This window comes from Ruegeria sp. CDSA221 (genome assembly GCF_059611825.1).
Genome location: NZ_JBXWPK010000002.1, coordinates 119,815 through 141,819, shown reverse-complemented (window position 1 = coordinate 141,819; position 22,005 = coordinate 119,815). Strand labels below are relative to the sequence as shown.

20 protein-coding genes are annotated in these 22,005 nt (G+C 57.9%); 10 read left to right on the top strand and 10 right to left on the bottom strand.

What is annotated here, in order from left to right:
* Positions 1–118: 118 nt before the first annotated feature.
* From AC2FJ5_RS03070 to AC2FJ5_RS03055, 4 genes are all read right to left on the bottom strand, one after another.
* On the bottom strand, positions 119–685 hold the full coding sequence (locus AC2FJ5_RS03070; RefSeq protein WP_496792434.1) for a sarcosine oxidase subunit gamma: 567 nt from the start codon (positions 683–685) through the stop codon (positions 119–121).
* A complete protein-coding gene (locus AC2FJ5_RS03065) occupies positions 678–3,692 on the bottom strand; it encodes a sarcosine oxidase subunit alpha family protein (RefSeq protein WP_496792432.1) in 3,015 nt (1,004 codons plus the stop codon). The genes AC2FJ5_RS03070 and AC2FJ5_RS03065 overlap by 8 nt, the downstream gene beginning before the upstream one ends.
* A 43-nt stretch (positions 3,693–3,735) precedes the next feature.
* Entirely contained in the window at positions 3,736–4,065 is a 330-nt protein-coding gene (locus AC2FJ5_RS03060) for a sarcosine oxidase subunit delta (RefSeq protein WP_142633040.1), read from the bottom strand.
* An 88-nt stretch (positions 4,066–4,153) separates the two neighbouring features.
* Positions 4,154–5,398, bottom strand: a complete 1,245-nt coding sequence (locus AC2FJ5_RS03055) for a sarcosine oxidase subunit beta family protein (RefSeq protein WP_271947765.1) — start codon at positions 5,396–5,398, stop codon at positions 4,154–4,156.
* 195 nt (positions 5,399–5,593) lie between these two features.
* Here AC2FJ5_RS03055 and ccmI point away from each other — a divergent pair, with 195 nt between their 5' ends.
* From ccmI to AC2FJ5_RS03040, 3 genes are read left to right on the top strand one after another with little or no spacing between them, the layout of a single operon-like run.
* Positions 5,594–6,817: a c-type cytochrome biogenesis protein CcmI gene (gene ccmI, locus AC2FJ5_RS03050; RefSeq protein ID WP_496792431.1), complete on the top strand. Its 1,224-nt coding sequence runs from the start codon at positions 5,594–5,596 to the stop codon at positions 6,815–6,817.
* Complete coding sequence (ruvX, locus tag AC2FJ5_RS03045; protein ID WP_142633033.1) at positions 6,814–7,278, top strand: Holliday junction resolvase RuvX; 465 nt, start codon at positions 6,814–6,816, stop codon at positions 7,276–7,278. Before ccmI ends, ruvX begins: the two co-directional genes overlap by 4 nt.
* Positions 7,279–7,294: 16 nt before the next feature.
* Positions 7,295–7,528: a DUF1289 domain-containing protein gene (locus AC2FJ5_RS03040; RefSeq protein ID WP_142633031.1), complete on the top strand. Its 234-nt coding sequence runs from the start codon at positions 7,295–7,297 to the stop codon at positions 7,526–7,528.
* A gap of 257 nt (positions 7,529–7,785) precedes the next feature.
* Here AC2FJ5_RS03040 and AC2FJ5_RS03035 read toward each other — a convergent pair whose 3' ends face one another.
* From AC2FJ5_RS03035 to AC2FJ5_RS03015, 5 genes are all read right to left on the bottom strand, one after another.
* Positions 7,786–8,514 carry a SpoIIAA family protein gene (locus AC2FJ5_RS03035; protein ID WP_496700567.1) on the bottom strand — a complete coding sequence of 243 codons (729 nt, stop codon included), beginning with the start codon at positions 8,512–8,514 and terminating at the stop codon, positions 7,786–7,788.
* Positions 8,515–8,549: 35 nt separating this feature from the next.
* Positions 8,550–9,305, bottom strand: coding sequence for a hypothetical protein (locus tag AC2FJ5_RS03030; RefSeq protein ID WP_496792428.1), 756 nt, complete (start codon positions 9,303–9,305; stop codon positions 8,550–8,552).
* A gap of 23 nt (positions 9,306–9,328) precedes the next feature.
* On the bottom strand, positions 9,329–10,153 hold the full coding sequence (locus AC2FJ5_RS03025; protein ID WP_496792427.1) for a sulfite exporter TauE/SafE family protein: 825 nt from the start codon (positions 10,151–10,153) through the stop codon (positions 9,329–9,331).
* Between the two features lie 38 nt (positions 10,154–10,191).
* Complete coding sequence (gene dusA / locus AC2FJ5_RS03020; protein WP_496792426.1) at positions 10,192–11,187, bottom strand: tRNA dihydrouridine(20/20a) synthase DusA; 996 nt, start codon at positions 11,185–11,187, stop codon at positions 10,192–10,194.
* A gap of 126 nt (positions 11,188–11,313) precedes the next feature.
* On the bottom strand, positions 11,314–11,925 hold the full coding sequence (locus tag AC2FJ5_RS03015; protein ID WP_496792425.1) for a TetR/AcrR family transcriptional regulator: 612 nt from the start codon (positions 11,923–11,925) through the stop codon (positions 11,314–11,316).
* A 139-nt stretch (positions 11,926–12,064) separates the two neighbouring features.
* Between AC2FJ5_RS03015 and AC2FJ5_RS03010 the strand changes: the two genes are divergently transcribed.
* The 6 genes from AC2FJ5_RS03010 (at position 12,065) to AC2FJ5_RS02985 (ending at position 19,557) form a co-directional block, all read left to right on the top strand.
* Positions 12,065–12,529, top strand: a complete 465-nt coding sequence (locus AC2FJ5_RS03010) for a (2Fe-2S)-binding protein (RefSeq protein WP_496792423.1) — start codon at positions 12,065–12,067, stop codon at positions 12,527–12,529.
* Positions 12,530–12,532: 3 nt separating this feature from the next.
* Complete coding sequence (locus tag AC2FJ5_RS03005; protein WP_496792422.1) at positions 12,533–14,719, top strand: molybdopterin cofactor-binding domain-containing protein; 2,187 nt, start codon at positions 12,533–12,535, stop codon at positions 14,717–14,719.
* 110 nt (positions 14,720–14,829) lie between these two features.
* A complete protein-coding gene (locus AC2FJ5_RS03000; RefSeq protein WP_496792421.1) occupies positions 14,830–16,149 on the top strand; it encodes a glutamine synthetase family protein in 1,320 nt (439 codons plus the stop codon).
* A 58-nt stretch (positions 16,150–16,207) separates the two neighbouring features.
* Entirely contained in the window at positions 16,208–16,888 is a 681-nt protein-coding gene (locus AC2FJ5_RS02995) for a type 1 glutamine amidotransferase (protein ID WP_496695905.1), read from the top strand.
* Positions 16,888–18,246, top strand: coding sequence for a glutamine synthetase family protein (locus tag AC2FJ5_RS02990; protein ID WP_496792419.1), 1,359 nt, complete (start codon positions 16,888–16,890; stop codon positions 18,244–18,246). Before AC2FJ5_RS02995 ends, AC2FJ5_RS02990 begins: the two co-directional genes overlap by 1 nt.
* Positions 18,247–18,252: 6 nt before the next feature.
* Complete coding sequence (locus AC2FJ5_RS02985; protein ID WP_496792418.1) at positions 18,253–19,557, top strand: NAD(P)/FAD-dependent oxidoreductase; 1,305 nt, start codon at positions 18,253–18,255, stop codon at positions 19,555–19,557.
* Between the two features lie 53 nt (positions 19,558–19,610).
* Here AC2FJ5_RS02985 and AC2FJ5_RS02980 read toward each other — a convergent pair whose 3' ends face one another.
* Positions 19,611–20,555: a formylglycine-generating enzyme family protein gene (locus tag AC2FJ5_RS02980; RefSeq protein ID WP_496792417.1), complete on the bottom strand. Its 945-nt coding sequence runs from the start codon at positions 20,553–20,555 to the stop codon at positions 19,611–19,613.
* 212 nt (positions 20,556–20,767) lie between these two features.
* Between AC2FJ5_RS02980 and AC2FJ5_RS02975 the strand changes: the two genes are divergently transcribed.
* Positions 20,768–21,982 carry a DegT/DnrJ/EryC1/StrS family aminotransferase gene (locus AC2FJ5_RS02975; RefSeq protein ID WP_496792416.1) on the top strand — a complete coding sequence of 405 codons (1,215 nt, stop codon included), beginning with the start codon at positions 20,768–20,770 and terminating at the stop codon, positions 21,980–21,982.
* Positions 21,983–22,005: the final 23 nt, after the last annotated feature.

The following is a 22,005-nucleotide window of genomic DNA, read 5'->3' as shown; positions in this document are numbered from 1 at the left end:
ACGCGCCAGTTTTGCTCATATAAGCGCTGCCAACAAGCCATATGGATCCGGAGTCTGCAGCGTATTCACCGGGTAAAGAAAGCCCCGGTGTGACCGGGGCTTTTTAGTTCACTTCGGTTCAGTAAATCCCGACGCCGCTGCCCGGCTGCGCTGCGACCTTCAACAGTTTGAACACGTAGTCTGCGGTTGACCGGAAGCAGACGACGCGGAGAGTTTCGGCGTCATCCATCCAGAACGCACCGGCAACCTGCGCCAAGCGCGAGCGGCGGATTTGGCCGGGTTGGAAGGCGTCAGCCGACAGATCTACCGGGGCCACTTTGCCCAGAACTTCGCGAGCGTTCGCGCCCGAGATGCTGAACACCGCGCGGGCATCCGAGACGTTGACCGCCAGGGCATGCACACCGCTCAGCGCGTTGGTCATCGCGGCCAGTTTGGCCTCGACCTCGGCATATGGGACAAGCACAAGCAATTCGTCGGTGGACATCCAGCAAACACCGCTGTCTCCGTCGACAAATGCCTCGCGCTGGCCGGGTACTTTCTGGCCGGTGGCGTCTTTGACGGCCTTCACCAGAACCTTGTCGGACAGGTCGCCGCGCAGGGTGATCATGCCCTGCAGACCGCATTCTTCAACCTTGGCGATGCCCTCATAGCTGGCGTGGTTCAGTGCGCTGATGGGTTCAGACATTCTGCTTCTCCCCGTCCTTGTCGAAGAAGATCGGATCCACGATCTTTGCTTTGTAGGATTTGCCATCGGTGCCCGGGAACTCGACAATCTCGCCCATGCGGTCAGGACCATGCTTGATCAAGCCCATGGCGATACCTTTGCCCAGGTTGGCTGAATAATAGGTTGAGGTCACACGACCGATCATGTTGCGCTGACCGTTGGCGTTGACGCCCTCGCCCACTGCGTAAGCCCCATCCGGGATGACAGAACCATCCACAGTCTCAAGACCCACCAGTTTCCAGCGCTCGGGATCGGCCATGTGGCTGCGCGAATGGGCGCGCTTGCCGAGGTAATCCTCTTTCTTTTTCGACAGCGCCCAATGCAGCCCCAGATCCTGCGGGATCACGGTGCCGTCGGTCTCGTCGCCGATCATGATAAAGCCCTTCTCGGCCCTCAGTATGTGCAGACATTCAGTGCCATAGGGCATCACGCCGAATTCCTTGCCTGCATCCATCAGCGCATTCCAGAAGGCCTGCCCTTGTGATGCAGGGACGGCGATCTCGTACGACAGCTCACCCGAGAACGAGATGCGATAGGCCCGGCAACCAAAGTCGCCGATCTTGCCATCGCGCCACTCCATGAAGGGCAGCGCCTCCTTCGACACATCCATGCCGCCGAGCTTTTCAAGCACCTTGCGGGCGTTGGGGCCAACAACGGCGACCTGCGCATATTGCTCGGTCACGTTGGCAACATAGACTTTCCAGTCCCACCATTCGGTTTGCAGCCATTCTTCCATGTGACCGTGGATACGTTCGGCCCCGCCGGTGGTGGTGTGGCACAACCATGTGTCTTCGTTGATCCTGGCAACAACACCGTCATCGATCAGAAAGCCATTTTCGGAACACATCAGGCCATAGCGGCATTTGCCGATCTTCAGCGTAGACATCATGTTGGTGTACATCATGTCCAGGAACTTGCCTGCGTCCGGCCCTTTGACGATCAGCTTGCCCAGGGTCGAGGCATCCAGCAGACCGAGGTTCTCGCGGGTGTTTTTCACCTCACGGTTCACGGCGTCATGCACGGATTCACCCGGGCGAACATAGGCATAGGTCCGGCGCCAATGGCCGACCGGCTCCCAATCGGCGCCGTTCTTGTCGTGCCAGTTATGCATCGGAGTCTGGCGGATTGGCTGGAACACCTCACCACGTGCCTCACCGCCGATAGATGCCATTGAAATTGGGGTGTAAGGCGGGCGGAACGTTGTTGTTCCAACCTTCGGGATTTCGGAGTCCAACGCATCAGCTAGGATCGCCAATCCGTTGATGTTACTCAGTTTACCCTGATCCGTTGCCATGCCCAGAGTGGTGTAACGTTTGGTATGTTCAACGCTCTCGTACCCCTCACGCGCGGCAAGTTGCACGTCCGAAACTTTGACGTCGTTTTGGAAGTCCAGCCAGGACTTCATCCGCAGTTGAATATCCGCGTTCGCAGGCATCAACCAGACCGCAGCCATAGGTGCCTCGGACGTAGTTTCCCCGACAGGCGCTTTGGTGCGTTTGGTTTTGAATCCAGCCGCTTTGGCTGCGGCCTTACCGGCTGCATCGGCATCGGCCAGCACATCGCCCAGCGCCATCGGGCCATTCGATGCCCCGGCGGCCACGACGAACCCTTCGCCATCGGCCCCAAGCGGGGGTCGTGCAGGATCCGGCCGGAAATGCGCATTGGCATCGTCCCAGATCAGCTTGCCGCCGCAATGCGACCACATATGCACGACCGGAGACCAACCGCCCGACATCGCAACCGCATCGCATTCCACCTCTTCACGGGCGCCACCGATGCCGTCCTGATTGCAGATGGCAACTTTCTTGACGCGTTTGCCGCCTTTGACTTTGGCAATGGCCTTGCCCACATCGACGCGGATACCCAGTTGGCGCGCCTCTTCAGCCAGAGGGCCCGAGGTAGCCCTTGCGTCAACCACACGCAAGATATCCACACCGGCCTGTTTCAGGGTGATCGCAGTCCGGTAGGCGTCGTCATTATTGGTGGCCACAATCACCTTTTCACCGGGTGTCACACCCCAGTTCACGACATAGTCCCGCATGGCCGAGGCCAGCATGACACCTGGCACATCATTGCCCGCAAAAGACAACGGACGCTCAATCGCTCCGGTAGCAGTCACGACCTGTTTCGCCCTAATACGCCACAGGCGATGGCGCGGGCCTTGTGCGCCAGGCTTATGGTCCGTCAGGCGTTCATAGCCCAGCACATAGCCATGGTCATAGACCCCTGCACCCATGCAGCGATTGCGCAAGATGACGTTGTTCATTGTTTCTAGTTCGGAAACAATTTGTTCCACAAACTTATCCACAGGCTCATCATTGATTGTGCCGCCATCAACTGGGGCACGGCCACCCCAATGCGCGGTCTGCTCAATCAACATGACCTTTGCACCGGACTGAGCGGCCACTTTGGCAGCCTGCAAACCGGCCACGCCGCCACCGATCACCAACACATCGACGAAGTTGTAGAAATGCTCATAGGTATCCGCATCACGGCTGTCCTTGTCGGGGGCTTTGCCCAGACCGGCAGATTGGCGGATGAACGGCTCGTAGACATGTTTCCAGAACGGCTTGGGATGAATGAACATCTTGTAATAGAAGCCAGCCGGCAGGAACCGCGACAGGTGCGTATTGATCGCACCGATATCAAATTCCAGGTTCGGCCAGTGGTTCTGCGAGATCGAGGTCAGACCGTTGAACAGCTCGGTCGTGGTGGCGCGCTGGTTCGGCTCGAACCGATTGCCCTGCCCCAGACCGACCAGAGCGTTGGGTTCTTCCGCACCACTGGCGACAACACCACGCGGGCGGTGATACTTGAACGAACGGCCCATCATCATCTGATCATTTGCCAGCAAGGCCGAGGCAAGCGTGTCGCCTTCGTAGCCCTGCATCGAAGTGCCGTTGAAGGAGAATGTGACCTGTTTCGACCGGTCAATCAGCCGGCCTTGATTTGCGAGACGGGTGCTCATGATGCGGACCTTTCGCAGGCGGAATTACGGGTGGTGGCGCGGATCATTTGTATTCTCTCCACGTCCAGCCAGGGCGCTTGGCGGTGATCGCCTCGCGAATTTCTTTGGGCGGCTCAAACACCTGGGCAGAGTAGGTGCCGAAAACTTCGAGCGTTTGCGTGCAGCGCGCCGCGTGGAACCACTTGCCGCATCCGTTCGCATGACGCCAGCGTTCGAAATGAACGCCTTTAGGGTTTTCACGCATGAACAGGTAATCGTGGAAGTCACCATCCGACGAGCCCGGACCGAAACGCTTCAGATGCGCCTCGCCACCGGCGGCCAGTTCGGTTTCTTCGGCATCGACGCCGCAATAGGGGCAATTCAGGATCAGCATATGTTCATCCTCTCGACAGCAGGCGAGACCATGCTGCATGCGAAATCTGAGTAACGGGCGCGCGAGATTTTTCGCCGAAAAATCTGCATCAGTGCGCCACCCCGGCCGCGACGCTTTCGTCGATGAAGCGGCCTTCTTTGAAACGATCCAACGAGAACGCCTCGGTCAGCGGTGAATGACCCGTGGCCATCAGCTGTGCCATGCCCCAGCCGGACCCCGGAATGGCCTTGAAGCCACCGGTGCCCCAGCCACCGTTGATGAAACAGTTCCCCAGGGGTGTTTTTGACAGGATGGGCGAGCGATCGCCGGTCATATCCACGATCCCGCCCCATTGCCGCAGCATTTTCAGGCGTGAGATCATCGGGAAGGTCTCGACCAGCGCGCGCACAGTTTCTTCGATATGGTGGAAGCTGCCGCGTTGGGTGTAGTTGTTGAACCCGTCGGTGCCGCCACCGATCACCATCTCTCCCTTGTCGGATTGCGACATGTAGCCATGCACCGTGTTGGCCATCACGACCACGTCCATGCAGGGTTTGATCGGCTCAGACACCAGCGCCTGCAGAGCAATCGCCTCAAGCGGCAGACGGAAGCCCGCCATTTCGGCCAGTTGACCGGAATGGCCCGCAACCACGATGCCCAGCTTGTCACAGTCGATCGCACCTTTGGTGGTGTCGACACCGACAACACGACCATCCTGTGACCGAACCCCGGTCACTTCGCATTGCTGGATGATATCCATGCCCATGGCGGAACAAGCGCGCGCATAGCCCCAAGCCACCGCATCGTGACGGGCGGTGCCACCACGTTCCTGCCACAGCGCACCCAGAACCGGATAGCGCGGGCCTTCGAGATTGATGATTGGCACCAGTTCCTTGACCCGTTCAGGTGTGATCCATTCAGTCTTTACACCCTGCAGCGCATTCGCATGAGCCGTGCGCTGATAACCGCGGATTTCATGCTGGGTCTGCGCCAGCATCATCACGCCGCGCGGGCTGAACATGACGTTATAGTTCAGGTCCTGACTCAGATCCTCATAAAGGCTGCGCGCCTTTTCATAGATCGCGGCAGACGGATCCTGCAGATAGTTCGAGCGGATGATGGTTGTGTTCCGACCGGTATTACCACCGCCCAGCCAGCCTTTTTCGATCACAGCGACATTCTGGATGCCATAGTTCTTACCCAGGTAATAGGCGGTTGCCAGACCATGGCCACCCGCCCCCACAATGATGGCGTCATAGCGTTTCTTGGGCTCGGGCGAACGCCAGGCGCGTTCCCATCCGGTATGATAGCGCAGCGCTTCGCGCGCCACAGCAAAGGCTGAATAGTGTTTCATAAGCGAATCCATCCGGTTCGGTGATTGGCGCAGGTATGCCGTGTAACCGCCTTTGGCCCCTGCCGTGCAACGCCATAATATCGCACTATTGCGACATCGCCCTTATTATTGCGACATGAAGCCCCCTCGCGGCCATTTGTCCCTTTTTTCCGCCCCGCCACAGGTCTAAGTCAGGACAGCCATCTTGGAGTTATCATGACCTTCTGGGCCCTCATCATAGCCACCGCCGTCCTGATAGCGGTTTTTCTTGGGATTTCGATACTGCGTAGGCGAGATACGCGCGAACCATCCACTGCGTATGACTTGCAGGTCTATCGTGAACAGTTGGCCAGCGTAGATCGAGACTTGGCCCGTGGTGTCATCGCTGACGCAGATGCCGAGCGAGTTCGCACGGAAATTTCACGCCGCATTCTTGCGGCTGATGCGCAGATGCAATCTTTGTCTGAACCGCAAGGGCCTTCCAAATGGATCTCGGTTACGGCATCCATATTTGTCGCGGTCATCCTGGTAGGCGGAGGATCCTGGATGTATCTGAAGCTTGGTGCAGCCGGGCTCCCCGATCAGCCCCTGTCATTGCGGCTAGAAATGGCCGATGCTCTGCGCACAGAGCGCCCCAGTCAGGCCGAGGCAGAAGCCGCCACGCCACCCGCACCACTGCCACAGCTTGACGAAAGCTATGCCTCTCTTCTCGGGCAACTACGCGAAACCGTTTCCGGTCGTCCTGATGACCTACAAGGACATATCCTTCTTGCCCAGCACGAGGCGAACGCAGGTAACTTCCATGCCGCCTACAAAGCGCAGCAACGTGTGATCGAACTGTCCGGGAATACTGCACCCGCAGATGTCTATTCGCATCTTGCCGAGATGATGATCCTTGCTACCAACGGATATATCTCGCCCGAAGCTGAAGACGCATTGAAACAGTCATTGCAGCGTGATCCACGCCATGGTCCGGCCTTGTATTACCTGGGACAGATGATGGTACAGGTCGGACGACCTGATATCGGTTACAGGATCTGGGTGGATGCACTTGGAAGCGCGCCGACAAATGCCCCCTGGGCAACGGCCATTCGCGCACAGATGGACGATCTGGCCTTTCGTGCGGGTGTGTTCAATGCCGCCCCTATACCAGCAGGGAACCCAGGCCCCGGTGAGGATGACATCGAGGCCGCTGCATCTCTGACCGCACAAGAGCGACAAGAGATGATCCTTGGCATGGTCGAGCAACTGTCAGACAGGCTTGCAACCGAAGGCGGTTCCCCCGAAGAATGGGCCCGGCTGATCGGTGCCCTTGGGGTGGTTGGCGACATCGACCGGGCCACCGCGATCTACGCCGAAGCCCGATCCGTATTCTCGGACAATGACAACGCACTGGATATCCTTGGTGCGGCAGCAGCTCAGGCTGGGGTGACCCAATGATCCATGACATTTTTGAGGAATTTGCAGGCGCGCTTGCGCCTATGAGCGCGTTGATCGGTCTCGATCTGGGAGAAAAGACTATCGGGGTTGCAGTCTCGGACCGGATGCGCGGTGTTGCAAGCCCGCTGGAGACCGTAAGGCGCAAGAAATTCACTCTGGATTCTGCCCGTCTGCTGGAAATCATCGCCGACCGTGAGATCGGGGGCATCCTACTGGGTCTGCCGAAAAACATGGATGGCAGCGAAGGGCCGCGCTGCCAGTCCACCCGTGCCTTTGCCCGAAACCTGTCCCGTTTGACCGAAGTTCCGATCGGGTTCTGGGACGAACGGCTCAGCACGGTTGCGGCAGAAAAGGCACTGCTTGAGGCGGATACGACACGAAAGCGTCGCGGACAGGTTATCGACCACGTCGCGGCAGGCTATATTCTGCAAGGCGCGCTGGACAGAATGCGCTTTCTTTAAGGATCGGAAAACGCTGATGTCGAACATGGTTTGGAAAAGGAACGAGGTCGAAAGCCCGTGCATCCAGATCTGCGTTGTGCACCCGACCGAGCGTATTTGTACCGGTTGCTACCGCACGATCGACGAAATCTCTCGCTGGTCGAAAATGGACAGCTCTGAGCGCGCCGATATCATGGCAGACCTACCGTCACGCAAACCGCTGCTTGCCAAACGGCGCGGCGGCCGGGCGGGGCGGCTCAACAAGGCCTGAGATTTCCACAAAAGGATGTGATTGCTGAATCTGCACCGCTGCGGGCTGGTCTGAACTACGAGGGGGTCAAGTTCGTTGACAGCTGGTGAGTGAGTGGCAACCCACAGCGGCGCGTTTCAACAATCGATCCTCTGCAGTGGCTCGGCAGAGGAGTTCGATCTGTGTACGTCTTTTTTGACCAATCGATCAAGAAAAATCCTCGCTGATATTTCTGTGCCCTGACGTAAATGTCACAGCAGGCTCAAGCCGCTGCGTTTCTACCCAGACGCAAGCCATGTTTTGGCGTTCTGAATTTCCTCGGCGGGAAAGAACTGAGTGCGTGTGCCAAGGATGTGGCTGGCCACCCGTTGGGCCAGATGTTGCCAGGCTTTGTCGCCAACAACCGCTGCCCGATCCAGATTACCAATATGTCCCCGGGCCAGCCGAAAATGCGAGGCAAGCGCCGTAAGGCCTTGCCATCCGTCAAACTTGGACAGATCAATCAGCAGGCGAAACCCCTGTTTCTCCTGCAAAATGTAGTCCAGATCGGTTTCGGCCTTTTTGAATTCGCCAGGGTCGAGTTTTCCCATCAGGCTGACCTGCACGCAGGGGCCGCCCAGATCCATAACGTGAATAGAGCCCAGAGATTCGCGCAACCATCGGCGCGCTTCTTCAATATTCGCGTGATCGAATACCTGCACAGGGCAAGGGAAAAGCGGAGCCGCAAGCCGGATACTGGTCTGAACCCAACCCTGATCCGCCACCACTCCAATTCGGTCAAAGCCGCGCCAGTGGCTGAGGCCCAATTTTGTATCCGACCAAACCGCATTCAGATCGTACCCTTTGAACTCTGGCTGCACGATCGCCAACAACCGCACCGTGTCGTGTTCGGCCAGTGCGGCCTCAATCGCCGGGATCAATGTTGTGGAATAGTCCGTACCTGTCACTTCGCCGGAAAGCTCGATTTCAATCAATGCTCCGTCAGAGTTTTTGTGGACAGCAATCATCAAAAAATCCTCCAAATCTGTATAATGACAGAACGTTAGGAGGATTTGATCCATTCGGCCACACCGCCAGCGCATTCAGGCCGAAAATAGGCGATCATCCGGCCATCCGACCCAGCCTCAGCCCCGCTGCCCCATGGCGCTACCCCGTGCAGGCAGTGGCGGTGCAGCAGATAGGCCTCGCCCGGACGTGCGGGCAGTACGATGCGACGGCAAGTATCAAAGACCTCACGACGGGCAGCCTGATAAACATCTGTTATGTCCACCTGATCCAGAGTTTCCGGGCGCTTGTCTTCAAGTGCATCCGCAAATGCAGCCTGCATGATCTTGTGGCTACCTTCCCAAAGAACCATCGGGGACGCATTCTCGCTGGCATCGCTCAATGGAATGCCCAGAATCCACGCATGCGGTTCCTCGACCCTGCGGCGCCTGTCCGGGCCGGACGGGCGTAAACCATCCACATGGGCCGCATCCCGCTTTGCTCGATACCGGGCAGCAGCCTCGCCCTCTCCGCGTCGGGGCAACGGGTAGCCGGGGTAAATGACCGAGACCTGGGCTTTGTGCAATGGCAACGACCCATAACGCGACACTATGAAATCCATGACGGCCCCGGTCAGAACCGGGGAACCCTGGACCCTGCCCTCGGTGTCGTTGTTCAGCGCGTCGACCCCAATGAACCAAGTCCCTTCACAGTCCAGCCAATGCGCGAATTCCGGATCCGTCGCAGAAGCGCGTGCTGCAGGCAGCGCATAAGATACCCAGTCCAGAATAGCCCGGTCGTGGGGAAATTTCACCCAACCCTTTTCCTCGAAAGAACTCAAAAACCCAACGCCTTGCGCAACATATTCAGGGCGACCAGAGTCAGGAAGACCGCGAATATCCGCTTGAGCGGCTTTGGATCCATCGCATGGGCCAACTTTACGCCCCAAGGCGCAGTGATCATGGTCATGGCGACCACAATCCCAAAGGCAATCAGATTGACGGCGCCGATGGTAAAGGGCGGGCGGTGTTCAGGGGCAATTTCGAGAAACAGGAACCCCATGACCGAGGGCACAGCGATGATCACGCCAAACCCGGCAGCCGTGGCCACAGCCCGGTGAATTGGCGTGTTGAACAAGCTCATTAACGGCACGCCCAAGCTGCCGCCGCCGATACCCATCAGAACGGATAGGAAGCCGACCGAGGGCGACAGGAGAGCGCGTTTCAGGCCCTTGGGCATGGCGTCTCCAAGTCGCCATTCGGATTTACCCAGACCAAGATAGGCACCAATCACCATACCCAATACACCGAACAGGGCTTGCAATGCCTCGGTCCGAAGAGCGGATGCCACCATCACGCCCAACACCGCACCGATGGCGATGCCCGGACCCCAACTGCGCAGGATATCCCAATCAACGGCACCCTTTTTGTTATGTGCCAGAACCGACCGCAGTGAGGTTACGATAATCGTTGCCAGTGAGGTGGCGAGGCACAGCTGCATCAACTGCGGACCGCCATACCCAAGGGTCTGAAACGCATAGAAAAAAGCAGGGACCAGCACGATGCCTCCGCCGACACCCAACAGACCCGCCAAAACGCCTGCCAGCGCTCCGATCACCAGCAGAAGAACCAGCATCTGAGCAAGCAACATTACTTCGGGCATCATTCCCCCCAACCGACCTTTTGCCGTATTGCCACCATTCAGGCCTCGGTCAGAGGCGCGATATGATCCAGTGCCTGCAACATAACCTCGGGGCCCGCCCCGTCATGCACCGCACCTTCAGACAGGGTCCGCCGCCAAGCCCGCGCACCCGGCCGCCCTGCGAACAGGCCCAGCATATGTCGCGTAATCTGGTGCAAGCGCCCTCCGTCAGCAAGATGGCATTCGATATAAGGCACCATTTTCCGGACAACAGCAAACGGGTCGGCGGCCTGACCGACCCCAAAAATCACAGGATCCGCTGTGGACAGAACATCTGACGGCTGATGATACGCAGCCCGCCCGATCATGACACCATCCAACCCTGCGTCCAGATGCCCGCGCGCCTGTTCCAGATCAGCAATGCCACCATTTATCGAGATGTGCATATCCGGGAATTCCGCCTTCATCCGATGCACGAGATCATAATCCAGGGGTGGAATATCCCGGTTTTCTTTGGGGCTGAGCCCTTGCAGCCAGGCTTTGCGCGCGTGGATCGTGACCCGTGTGCATCCCGCTTGCCTGATCTGGCTCAGAAACTCAGGCAAAATGTCTTCGGGCTGTTGGTCGTCGACTCCAATGCGGCATTTGACCGTGACATCTACGTCCACGGCTTCGCGCATTGCGGCAACACAATCCGCAACGCGGTCAGGGGATTTCATCAGCACCGCACCAAAAGTGCCAGATTGCACTCGATCAGACGGGCAGCCACAATTCAGATTGATCTCATCATAACCAGCATCCGCCCCCAACCGGGCCGCTTGTGCCAATTCCTGAGGGTCCGACCCGCCCAGTTGCAGGGCCACGGGATGCTCCTGCGGGTTGTGGTCCAGCAAATGCAGCGCACCACCCCGAACTAACGCAGGCGCTGTTACCATTTCAGTGTACAGCAGCGCCTCGGTGCTCAGCAACCGATGCAGATAGCGACAATGCCTGTCCGTCCAATCCATCATAGGGGCGACGCTCAGGCGTGCGGCTTGTCTTACCTTGTCATTCAATGCTGAGTCCTCGTCGCACCCGGTTTCCAATCAGACGGATCGAAACCGCAAATTCCTGCCCATCGAATCGGGCAGCCCGGGGTTTAGCATATTCGAAAGAGGCCGTCCTTGTGTCTGCCAACCGCGTTACCGATTGTCGACACCGTACCGGCAAATCATCATTTCGACGCTGCGCTGAATGGTATCAGACATTTCGTCCTGACTAAGTACGGTCCCGCAAAAAACCATGGGCCAGAATGCCCTGCTCTTGATCAATCCGATGAATTCACGACCCGCGATGTCGGGGTTATCGATGCGTAGCTGACCAGCCTCTGCCGCATCTTTAAGCATGGCCGAGAAGATGGCAGTTTTGTCCAATTTGCCCTGCGCGGCGACCGCAAGGTCGGGATTGCGCAAGGTTTCGCTGATCACCATACGCGACATCGCCATCACCTCGGGTGACATCAGAATGCGACCCTCGGCCCAAGCCAAATCTGTCAGTTGCGCGCGGATATCTCTGCCCTTTTCATATCTGATATCCTGAACCTCAGAGAAGCGGTTCGACAGCTCAACCACGATCGAGCGGAACAGGTTTTCCTTACTTTCGAAATACTTGTACAGTGTGCGCTTGGAGACCTCGGCCCGTGCCGAGATGCGATCCATACTGGCCGCCGAGAACCCCTTTTCCTGGAATTCAGCTACGGCAGCCTCGATGATCTGGGCATGCTTTGATGCTTTCGGTGCGCTGAGGTCATTCATGCTCCAAAGCTATAGACCCTTTGACATGAATCGGTCAAACGCTAGGTAAACTCTCGGGTTTACAACGCCCTGCCCCCTGCCTAAGGTAAACCCGCCAGTTTACCGATTCAGGTAGCCAGCCCAACAGGAGATCCCCCCAATGGCTTTGACATTGAAACTGAACGGCCAGACCCACACGGTTGAGGCCGAGCCCGGCACGCCCCTGCTGTGGGTAATCCGGGACGAACTGAAGATGACAGGAACCAAGTTCGGCTGCGGTGTCGCGTCCTGTGGTGCCTGCACCGTGCATCTGGACGGGGAGCCTGTGCGCTCTTGCCAGACGTATATCGAGGATGTCGAAGACGCCGAAATCACCACGATCGAAGCTGTCGGAAACAACGATACTGGCGCCGCGGTACAGCAGGCCTGGGTCGAATTGGACGTGGTTCAATGCGGTTACTGCCAATCCGGTCAGGTGATGTCGGCGGTCGGATTGCTGTCCGAAAACCCAAAGCCCAGCGTTGAAGAAATCGACGACTACATGTCCGGCAACGCCTGTCGCTGTGCCACCTATCAACGCATCCGCGCCGGTATCCAGCGTGCATCCGAAATTCTGGAGGCCTGATCCATGACCATCAACACCTCTCGCCGTGGTTTTCTGAAAGGCGCTGCTGCAACCGGTGCCGTCTTGCTGGTTGGCGCCCGCCCCGATGGCGTTCTGGCTGCGGCCTCGTCCGAGACGACGCAGCTCAACCCATTTGTTAAGATTGACGCAGACGGCACTGTGACCGCCATCGTCAAACACTTCGAAAAGGGTCAGGGCCCCGCGACCGGCCTTCCGACGCTTATCGCCGAGGAAATCGGCATCACTATGGACCAAATTAAATACGAATTCGCGCCGTCGAACCCCCAAGTCTATAACAACCTGCTGTTCGGCCCCTTCCAGGGCACCGGCGGGTCAACCGCAATGGCGAACTCCTGGCAGCAATATCGCCAGGCGGGCGCTGCTGCCCGTGAGATGCTGATCAACGCCGCCGCCCAAAGATGGGGTGTAGATGCATCAGGCATCACAATTGAGGAAGGCATCGTCAAAGCAGGCGAGAAATCTGCACCGATTGCCGATTTCGTGGCGGCCGCTTCGCAGATTGAGGCGCCGACCGAGCCGCGCCTGAAAGACCCCTCGGAATTCCGCCTGATCGGAAACGAGGCCGTGCGTCGCACGGATTCGGCCATCAAGGGCAACGGACAAGCGATGTACGCCATGGATGTCCACCTGCCCAACCAGATGGTTGCGATGATCAAACGTCCGGAGTCGCGCGGTGGTGTTGTCATCAGCTTTGACGACAGCGCCTCGAAAGAGGTCAAAGGCTATATCAGCGCCACCACACTGCCCAATCAGGCAGGCGTTGCGGTCTATGCCGAAAACACCTGGGCCGCGATTCAGGCGCGTGACGCGCTTGAGGTCGAATGGGACATGTCCGGCGCTGAAACCCGCCACTCGGATCAGATCAAGGCCGAGATCATGGACGCGCTGAATGCCGAGCCCGCCTATAACGTGAACAAGGCAGATGTTGCCACGGTTTCGGCGGCGATCGACGCAGCGGATACGGTCGTAGAAAAAACTTTTTACTACCCGCTTCTCGCCCATGCTCCGATGGAGCCACTGAACTGCACAATCGAACAGACAGCAGAGGGTGACATCGTTCTGCATGATGGCGCTCAGATGCCAACCGGCCCGCACATGGCGTATCAGCAAATCTTTCAGCTGCCACCCGAGAAAATCCACATCAGAACGATGCTGGCCGGCGGGTCTTTCGGGCGTCGCGCAACACCGGATGCGGACTATCAGGTTGAGGCCGCGTTGGCCTTTGTTGTCACCGACCGCTCGCGCCCGGTCAAACTGGTCTGGACGCGGGAAGACGACATTCGCAGCGGGTATTACCGCCCGGCCTTCGGCCACAAAGTCCGTGTCGGGTTGAATGCGGAGGGGAATATCGTCGGATGGCAGCATCAGGTTGCTGGGCAATCGATCATGAAGGGCACCCCGTTCGAAGCGGTTGCAGTGCATGACGGCGTCGACCACAGCTCGATCGAGGGCATCGCAGACAGCCCCTATGATATTCCGGGGATGGCGCTTGGACTGACCGACACACCCAAGGCCACATCGGTCCTATGGTGGCGGTCGGTAGGACATACCCACACTGCCTATACGATGGAAACAATGATGGATTTGGCCGCCACCGCCGCGGGCCGTGACCCGGTTGAGTTCCGTCTCGCCCATCTGGCGGATGCGGGCAATCCCGACCAACAGCGCAAGGCCTCAGTTCTGAAACTTGCGGCCGAGAAAGCAGATTGGGGCAACGTCCCTGCCGGTCGCGCGCAAGGTATTGCGGTGCACAAATCCTTTGGTTCTTATGTGGCTGAGGTGGTTGAAATCTCGGGCGATCCGGATGACGGCATCAAGATCGAAAAGGTCACCTGTGCTGTCGATTGCGGTATCGCGGTGAACCCCGACGTGGTGCGTGCCCAGATGGAAGGTGGGATTGGCTATGGCATCGGGCATGTGATGCGCGATCAGATCACACTGACCGGCGGTTCCGTGGATCAATACAACTTCCCGGATTACGAGCCCCTTCGGATCGGCGATATAGCTACAATCGACGTCCACATCCTGCCCTCGGCCGAGGCCCCTACGGGCGTGGGCGAACCCGGCACGCCTCCCTCGGCCCCCGCGCTCGCGAACGCAATCAAGGCAATGTCCGGGACCTTGATTGCCGATCTGCCGATGGCCGAGAACGGCATAAGCTTTGCATAAGGTCCCGACCCCGCGCCGAAAAAAACGGCGCGGGGATAATTTGATCAAATTTCGTGACAAGGCGCTTTGTGTCGATTAAACCTCGGGGTACCAGAGTGATGGAGACGCCGATGGACCTGAACGCCCTACACAGTTTTCGCGTAGCGGCCTGCGACCTTAACGGTCAGCTGCGCGGCAAACGCGTGCCTCCTTCTTATGCTGACAAGCTGAGTAAAGGTGTGGTGCGGATGCCCTTTTCGGCATTGAATGTTGATCTGTGGGGCGCGGATATCGAGGATAGCCCGCTTGTGTTTGAATCAGGCGACGCGGACGGCATATTACTGCCAACCGAGCGTGGCCCCGTCCCAGTTCCCTGGCTTGAAACCGAAACAGCGCTGGTGTTGATGTCCCTGTATGACGATCAGGGCAAGCCCTTTGCCGGCGACCCTCGCCATGCTCTGACCTCGGTGCTGCAACGCTATGCCAAGCGTGGCTGGTCTGTTGTTGCGGCGACCGAGCTGGAATTCACGCTATTGGACTCATCAGGTGCACGACCGGTGCCTCCGATCAATCCTTTGACGGGGCGACGGCTGGTCGACGAGGCAGTCCTGTCCATGGCGGAAATGGATGCGTTCGACGCCTTTTTCACAGACCTCTATGACGGATGCGAGGCAATGAGCATCCCGGCTCAAACCGCCATTTCCGAAAGCGGGATTGGCCAGTTTGAAATCAACCTGAACCATCAGGACGCCATGCGCTGCGCAGATGATACGTTGCTTTTCAAGGTGTTGACTCGTGGCCTTGCACGCAAACATGGGTTTACCGCAACTTTCATGGCCAAACCCTATGCCCAGGATGCGGGCAATGGGATGCATGTCCATTTTTCGGTCGTCGACCAGGATGGGCAAAATATCTTTGACAATGGCGGGCCTGAAGGCACTGATCTTTTGCGCTCGGCCATAGCCGGATGTCTGTCTGCAATGCCTGGTTCAACTCTGATTTTTGCACCGCACGGGAACTCCTACACCCGGCTTGTCCCCGGCGCCCATGCCCCAACTGAGGCATGCTGGGCTTATGAAAATCGCACTGCCGCGCTGCGCGTTCCCGGCGGCGCGCCCTCTGCCCGCAGGATCGAACATCGCGTTGCTGGTGGTGACATCAATCCCTACCTCATGCTGAGCGCCGTGCTCGGTGCGGCGCTGAACGGCATCGAGGACGGAACTGAACCGCCAGCTCCGATCACGGGCAACGCATATGAGATCGACAGCCTGCCGCAACTCGCTGGCGACTGGGCTTCAGCCATCACCGCCCTTGAAACCGATCCGCAAGTTGCGCGCATCTTTCCCGCCCCGCTGATCAGCAATCTCGCCATGACAAAGCGACAAGAGATCCTGCGCTTTGACGAACGCCCACCCGAGGAGCATTGGCTAAGTTATCTCGAGGCGGTTTGAGCCCCTTGCCCGCTTCGTTCTGCTCAGCTAGAATAAATTTGATCAAATTTGGTGACCCATGAAAATCGGTATCCTTGTAACCGGCCACCCCCCTGACGAATTGCACGATCAGTTCGGTGAGTATGACGGCATGTTTCGCGCGCTGCTGGATGGCAACGGCTTTGAGTTTGTGACCTATGCGGTTGTCGACGATCACTTTCCGCAAAGTTTTGACGATGCTGATGGATGGATCATCACCGGCTCGCGCTATGGCGCCTATGAGGACCATGCCTGGATTCGCAAGCTCGAAGCGCTGATCCGCGACATCCATCAAAGCGGCAAACCACTGATCGGCATATGCTTTGGTCATCAAGTCATTGCGCAAGCCCTTGGCGGGAAAGTTGAAAAGTTCAAACAGGGCTGGGCCGTGGGGCGGACGGACTACGATTTGGACGGACAGATCGTCACTTTGAATGCCTGGCATCAGGACCAGGTGGTAGAGCTGCCCGCCGGTGCACAAGTAACCGGTTCGAACGCCTTTTGCCAGAATGCCATGCTGGCCTATGGCGACACGATCTGGACCGTTCAGGCCCACCCGGAGTATGGCGACAGCTTCATCGAAGGGCTGATGGACACACGCGGCAAAGGTGTCGTTCCGGACAATCTGATGCAGGCCGCCGCCGACCGCCTGCCCACCCGCGACGACAGTCCGAAGATCGGACAGTTCATGGCAGAGTTTTTGAAGAAAGAGAGGGCCTGATGGCCGATTGGACAGAACAACTGCCACAGGCAGCCCGTACCTATTTTGAAGGTCACCGATTGGATGAGGTCGAGTGCATCATCTCTGACCTGCCCGGCATCGCGCGCGGGAAAGCGGTTCCGGCCACCAAATTTGCACGCCAGTCCTACTTCCATCTACCCGATAGTATCTTTTACCAGACTATCACCGGGGACTGGGGCGAAGCCGCCGGAGAGGACGGCTTCATTGAACGGGACATGATCCTTAAACCTGACTTTTCGACTGCTTCCGCTGCTCCTTGGACGGGTGACTGGACACTGCAGGTGATCCACGACGCCTATGACCGGGACGGAGAGCCGATCCCGTTCAGCCCACGCAACGTGTTGAAGCGCGTCGTAAAAATGTATCACGACAAAGGCTGGAAACCGATTGTCGCGCCAGAGATGGAGTTCTTTCTGGTCGCCCCCAATGTCGACCCCGCGCAGGGGATCAAACCGATGATGGGCCGTTCGGGTCGTCCGGCGGCCGCGCGGCAGGCCTATTCGATGACAGCGGTGGATGAATTCGGCCCGGTGATCGACGACATCTATGACTTTGCCGAACATCAGGGGTTCGAGATTGACGGCATCACCCAGGAAGGCGGCGCCGGACAGCTTGAAATCAACCTGCGCCATGGTGATCCGGTCAAGTTGGCAGATGAAGTGTTCTATTTCAAACGCCTGATCCGCGAAGCCGCGTTGCGACACAACTGCTTTGCGACCTTCATGGCGAAACCGATTGCGGATGAGCCTGGATCGGCCATGCACATCCACCACTCGATCACCGAGATCGAAACCGGACACAATATCTTTTCCGGACCTCAGGGCGGCGAAACGGATGCATTCTATAACTTCATTGCAGGGCTGCAAAACCACTTGCCTGCAGGCCTGGCAGTCATGGCACCTTATGTGAACTCGTACCGCCGCTACGTGAAAGACCATGCCGCGCCGATCAATCTGGAATGGGCTCGTGACAACCGCACGACCGGCATCCGTGTTCCCCTGTCCGGCCCCGAGGCGCGGCGCGTTGAAAATCGTATCGCAGGCATGGACTGCAACCCTTATCTGGGCATCGCCTTGTCGCTCGCCTGCGGCTATCTTGGCCTGACACAGCAGGAACGTCCGCGCCGTCAGTTTTATGGGGACGCCTACGAAGGTGACGGTGATATCCCGCAGGTCATGGGCAATGCGCTGGACCTGTTTGATCAGGCCACCGCCCTGCACGAAGTGCTGGGTCCGGAATTTGCCCGCGTCTATGGCATTGTAAAACGTGCCGAGTATGAAGAGTTTCTACAGGTCATCTCTCCGTGGGAGCGTGAGCACCTGCTCATGAACGTTTAAGCCGCGATGAATCTCCTCTATTCCAACGACCGCAAGGCCGAGTATCCGGCCAGCTGGTATGCCGCGACGGCCAACTCGCTCGACCGTTTTCCCGCGCTTGCAGGGGATACCAAAGCGGATGTCTGCGTGGTCGGTGGCGGCTATACCGGACTGTCCGCCGCGCTGCATCTGGCCGAGGCCGGGTTCGACGTCGTGCTGCTTGAGGCGCATCGCGTTGGTTTCGGAGCGTCAGGCCGCAATGGCGGGCAGCTGGGCAGCGCCCAGCGGATGGATCAGGAAGACCTTGAACGCCTGGTCGGCGATGACGATGCCGCTAAGCTGTGGGATCTGGCCGAAGATGCCAAGGATCTGGTCAAATCGCTGATCGAAAAGCACAAAATCGACTGTGATCTGAAACCGGGCGTGGCGGTTCTGGGCCTCAGCACCGGGGATCAGCAAGACCTCCACGATCACGCGGCGCATCTGTCCGCGCGATATGGGTATGACCATATGGAGCTGCTGGACGAAGGCGCGGCGCATGGCTTGTGCCCATCCCCAACCTATCGCGGAGGTTATCTGGACATGGGGGCGGCGCATCTGCACCCGCTGAACTTTGCCTTGGGGCTGGCTGATGCCGCAGCCAAGGCCGGCGTGCGCATATTTGAAAGCACCGAGGTCACCGGGATCGACGAAGTCGATCCGGCCATCGTGCAAACCCCGCAGGGAAAGGTGACGGCCAACCACGTCATTCTGGCCTGCAACGGCTATCTCGGCGATCTGAACGGCAAAGTGGCGTCGCGCGTCATGCCGATCAACAATTTCATCGCCGCGACCGAGCCTTTGGGCACCGATGCCGCCCGCGTCCTGACCCGGGATGTCGCCGTCGCCGACACCAAGTTTGTGGTGAACTATTTTCGCCTCAGCGCCGACAACCGCCTGCTATTCGGCGGCGGGGAAAGCTATGGCTACCGTTTCCCGACAGATATCGCCTCCAAGGTGCGCAAACCGATGACCGAGATTTTCCCGCATCTGCGCGATGTGAAGATCGACTATGCGTGGGGCGGTACTCTGGGCATCACCATGCGGCGAATGCCCTACCTGACACGGGTTGCCCCGAATATTCTGTCAGCCTCTGGCTATTCGGGTCACGGTGTTGGCACAGCTACACATGCCGGGCAACTGATGGCGATGGCCATTCAGGGCCAGGCCGAAGGGTTCGACACCATGTCCCGCGTACCCGCCATGCCCTTCCCCGGAGGCCCCGCCCTGCGCAGCCCGTTGCTGGTGCTGGCGATGACATGGTTTTCCCTACGGGACCGGCTGGGATTCTGATTTCGAAATTGCCTGAGAAACTCACTTAAACTCTCTCAGGATACGAAAGCCCGTCAATTTTGACCGCCAATCAATGCCCGCCCCACCGCGACTTGCAGCGCGCGAAAATCCATAGCAAATGGATAAGAACCGCCTTTTACAACCCGCCTGTGACAATCGACTGATCTCGCCATCTCTAAGTGCTGGCTGGAAGTCGACCAACCCGGGTGCGTCGCTGTCCAGCAGGACATCGTTTTTTCCCCGACATTCCCCGACATATGCCGAAGACCCCAAGCATTGGAGGCATCAAGTTCATCAACGCGAACTGGGTAACCGCGCCACACTAAATCCTGCCGCTTTTCACCAATCATCTCTTCTGTCGGTTTGGCATGGAAATTGGCCTGATCCGTCGTAACTTCCTCTCCTTGCGCAAAAGGAGTCTGCGTTCCGGCACGGGCGGCATATTCCCATTCGGCTTCCGTTGGTAAGCGGTAAGCATCTATCCCGAGTTTTTTGTTCAGCCAATCCGTGTAAGCCAAAGCATCCAAATAAGACACATCATTCACTGGATGATTGCCCGTAAGTTCTATGCGCTCAAAACTATCGCCGATTACAAAATCTTCCGGCACATATTTGCTACATCCCCCATCTTCAACGCAGGCCATCCACTCATCACGGGTAACCTCATTCCGCCCCATGGCGACGGGCATATCTATCGTGACCTTATGAACCGGACCTTCATGATGTGCGATATACGGCTCTTCCGGTGTCGCGGGGCGAAGCCCTTTTTCATCCCAATGAAAGTTTCGTTTCGATTCTCCCGGCGGTCCACCCATCAGAAACTCACCCAAAGGCAGGACAATCATTTCAGGGCAAACATCGCATTCCTGAAACATCTGAAGCGGCGCAACTTCAGTGCCATCCGACGGAAGATAATCTGCGTGAACCGCCGAAGCGAAAGTTGAAAGCGCGCCCCAAAAGGCCAAACGAATGATAGTCAATGCAGTGATCCAACCCATCATACGAGAACAACGTCAAAGAAGATCCATTGCCACCTTACTTCCCCCAAAGTTGCAAGTTCAAAAGAATTTCCCGCTACGCGGGGTAAGCCAATCTGTGTCTCTCTGACTACGACAGAATAGTGAAATTTCGCCACCCTGAAGATTAAGGGCTTGGATTGACACTTCATTAGCTTTATCTTTCCCAAAGATAGAATTCAGGAATGCCAAATATGACGCTGCCTCCTAACGTCCATGACGCCGAACCCATCCCCGCGGCCGCCCGCGACGCCATTGATGCCCTGATGCAGTCAGGCGACCTGTTCCGCTACACTGCGCCGCAGGACGCTCCGGTTGCGATGCTCGAGTCGGAATTCGCGGAACTGCTGGGCACGAAATATGCGCTGGCTGTATCGTCCTGCTCGGCGGCACTGTTCCTGTCGCTCAAGGCGCTGGGTCTGCCGCGGGACGCGCGGGTGCTGATACCGGGCTTTACCTTTGCGGCGGTGCCCTCATCGGTCATACATGCGGATTGCATCCCCGTATTGTGTGAGGTGGGTGACAATTATCGCATCGACATGGATGACTTTGCCGCCAAACTGGATAACGTGCAGGCCGTGATCATCAGCCATATGCGCGGACATACTTCGGATATGGACGCGATCATGACTCTGTGCAGCGCGCGCGACATTCCGGTGATCGAGGACGCAGCCCATTCGCTGGGGACAACTTGGCATGGTCGCAATATTGGGACGATTGGCAAGATCGGCTGTTTCTCGTTTCAGTCCTACAAGATGATCAATGCGGGCGAAGGTGGCATTCTGATAACCGACGACGCTGATCTGGTGGCGCGTGCCGTGATCATGTCCGGCGCCTACGAACATAACTGGAAGAAACACAAAGGTCCGCGTGGCGACAACTCATCGGAACTCCAAGAGGCCTTTGGCCGCTGGCAGAACCAGTTGCCGCTGTATAACCTGCGGATGAGCAACCTGAGCGCTGCAGTAATCCGTCCCCAGATGCCTGAATTGGCACGCCGTGTCCGCGATGGGTTGCAAAACCACGACTATGTGGCAGAGCGCCTGAACTCATCGCCCTATATCAACGTGCCTGCCCCGCTGGTGCCAGAGCGCCGGGCGCCGGACTCGATCCAGTTCAATCTGGTTGACCTAAGCGATGATGATATCCGCGCCTTTGCCGCAGCATCCGAAGCACGCGGGGTGAAAGTTCAGGTATTCGGCCTGAGTGAAGACAACGCCCGTGCCTTTTGGAACTGGCAATTCCTGCCGGAACAGATCGAACTGCCACACACGCGAAACATGCTGATGAAAGCTTGCGACGTGCGCCTGCCTGTACGCCTGACACGCGCGGAACTGGATGTGATCGCTGATATTCTGTTGGCTTCAGTAGGGGAAATTACCGCCCCGAAAATCGCATTTGGAACCTGAACAAGCTGAATTCAAACGAAAAG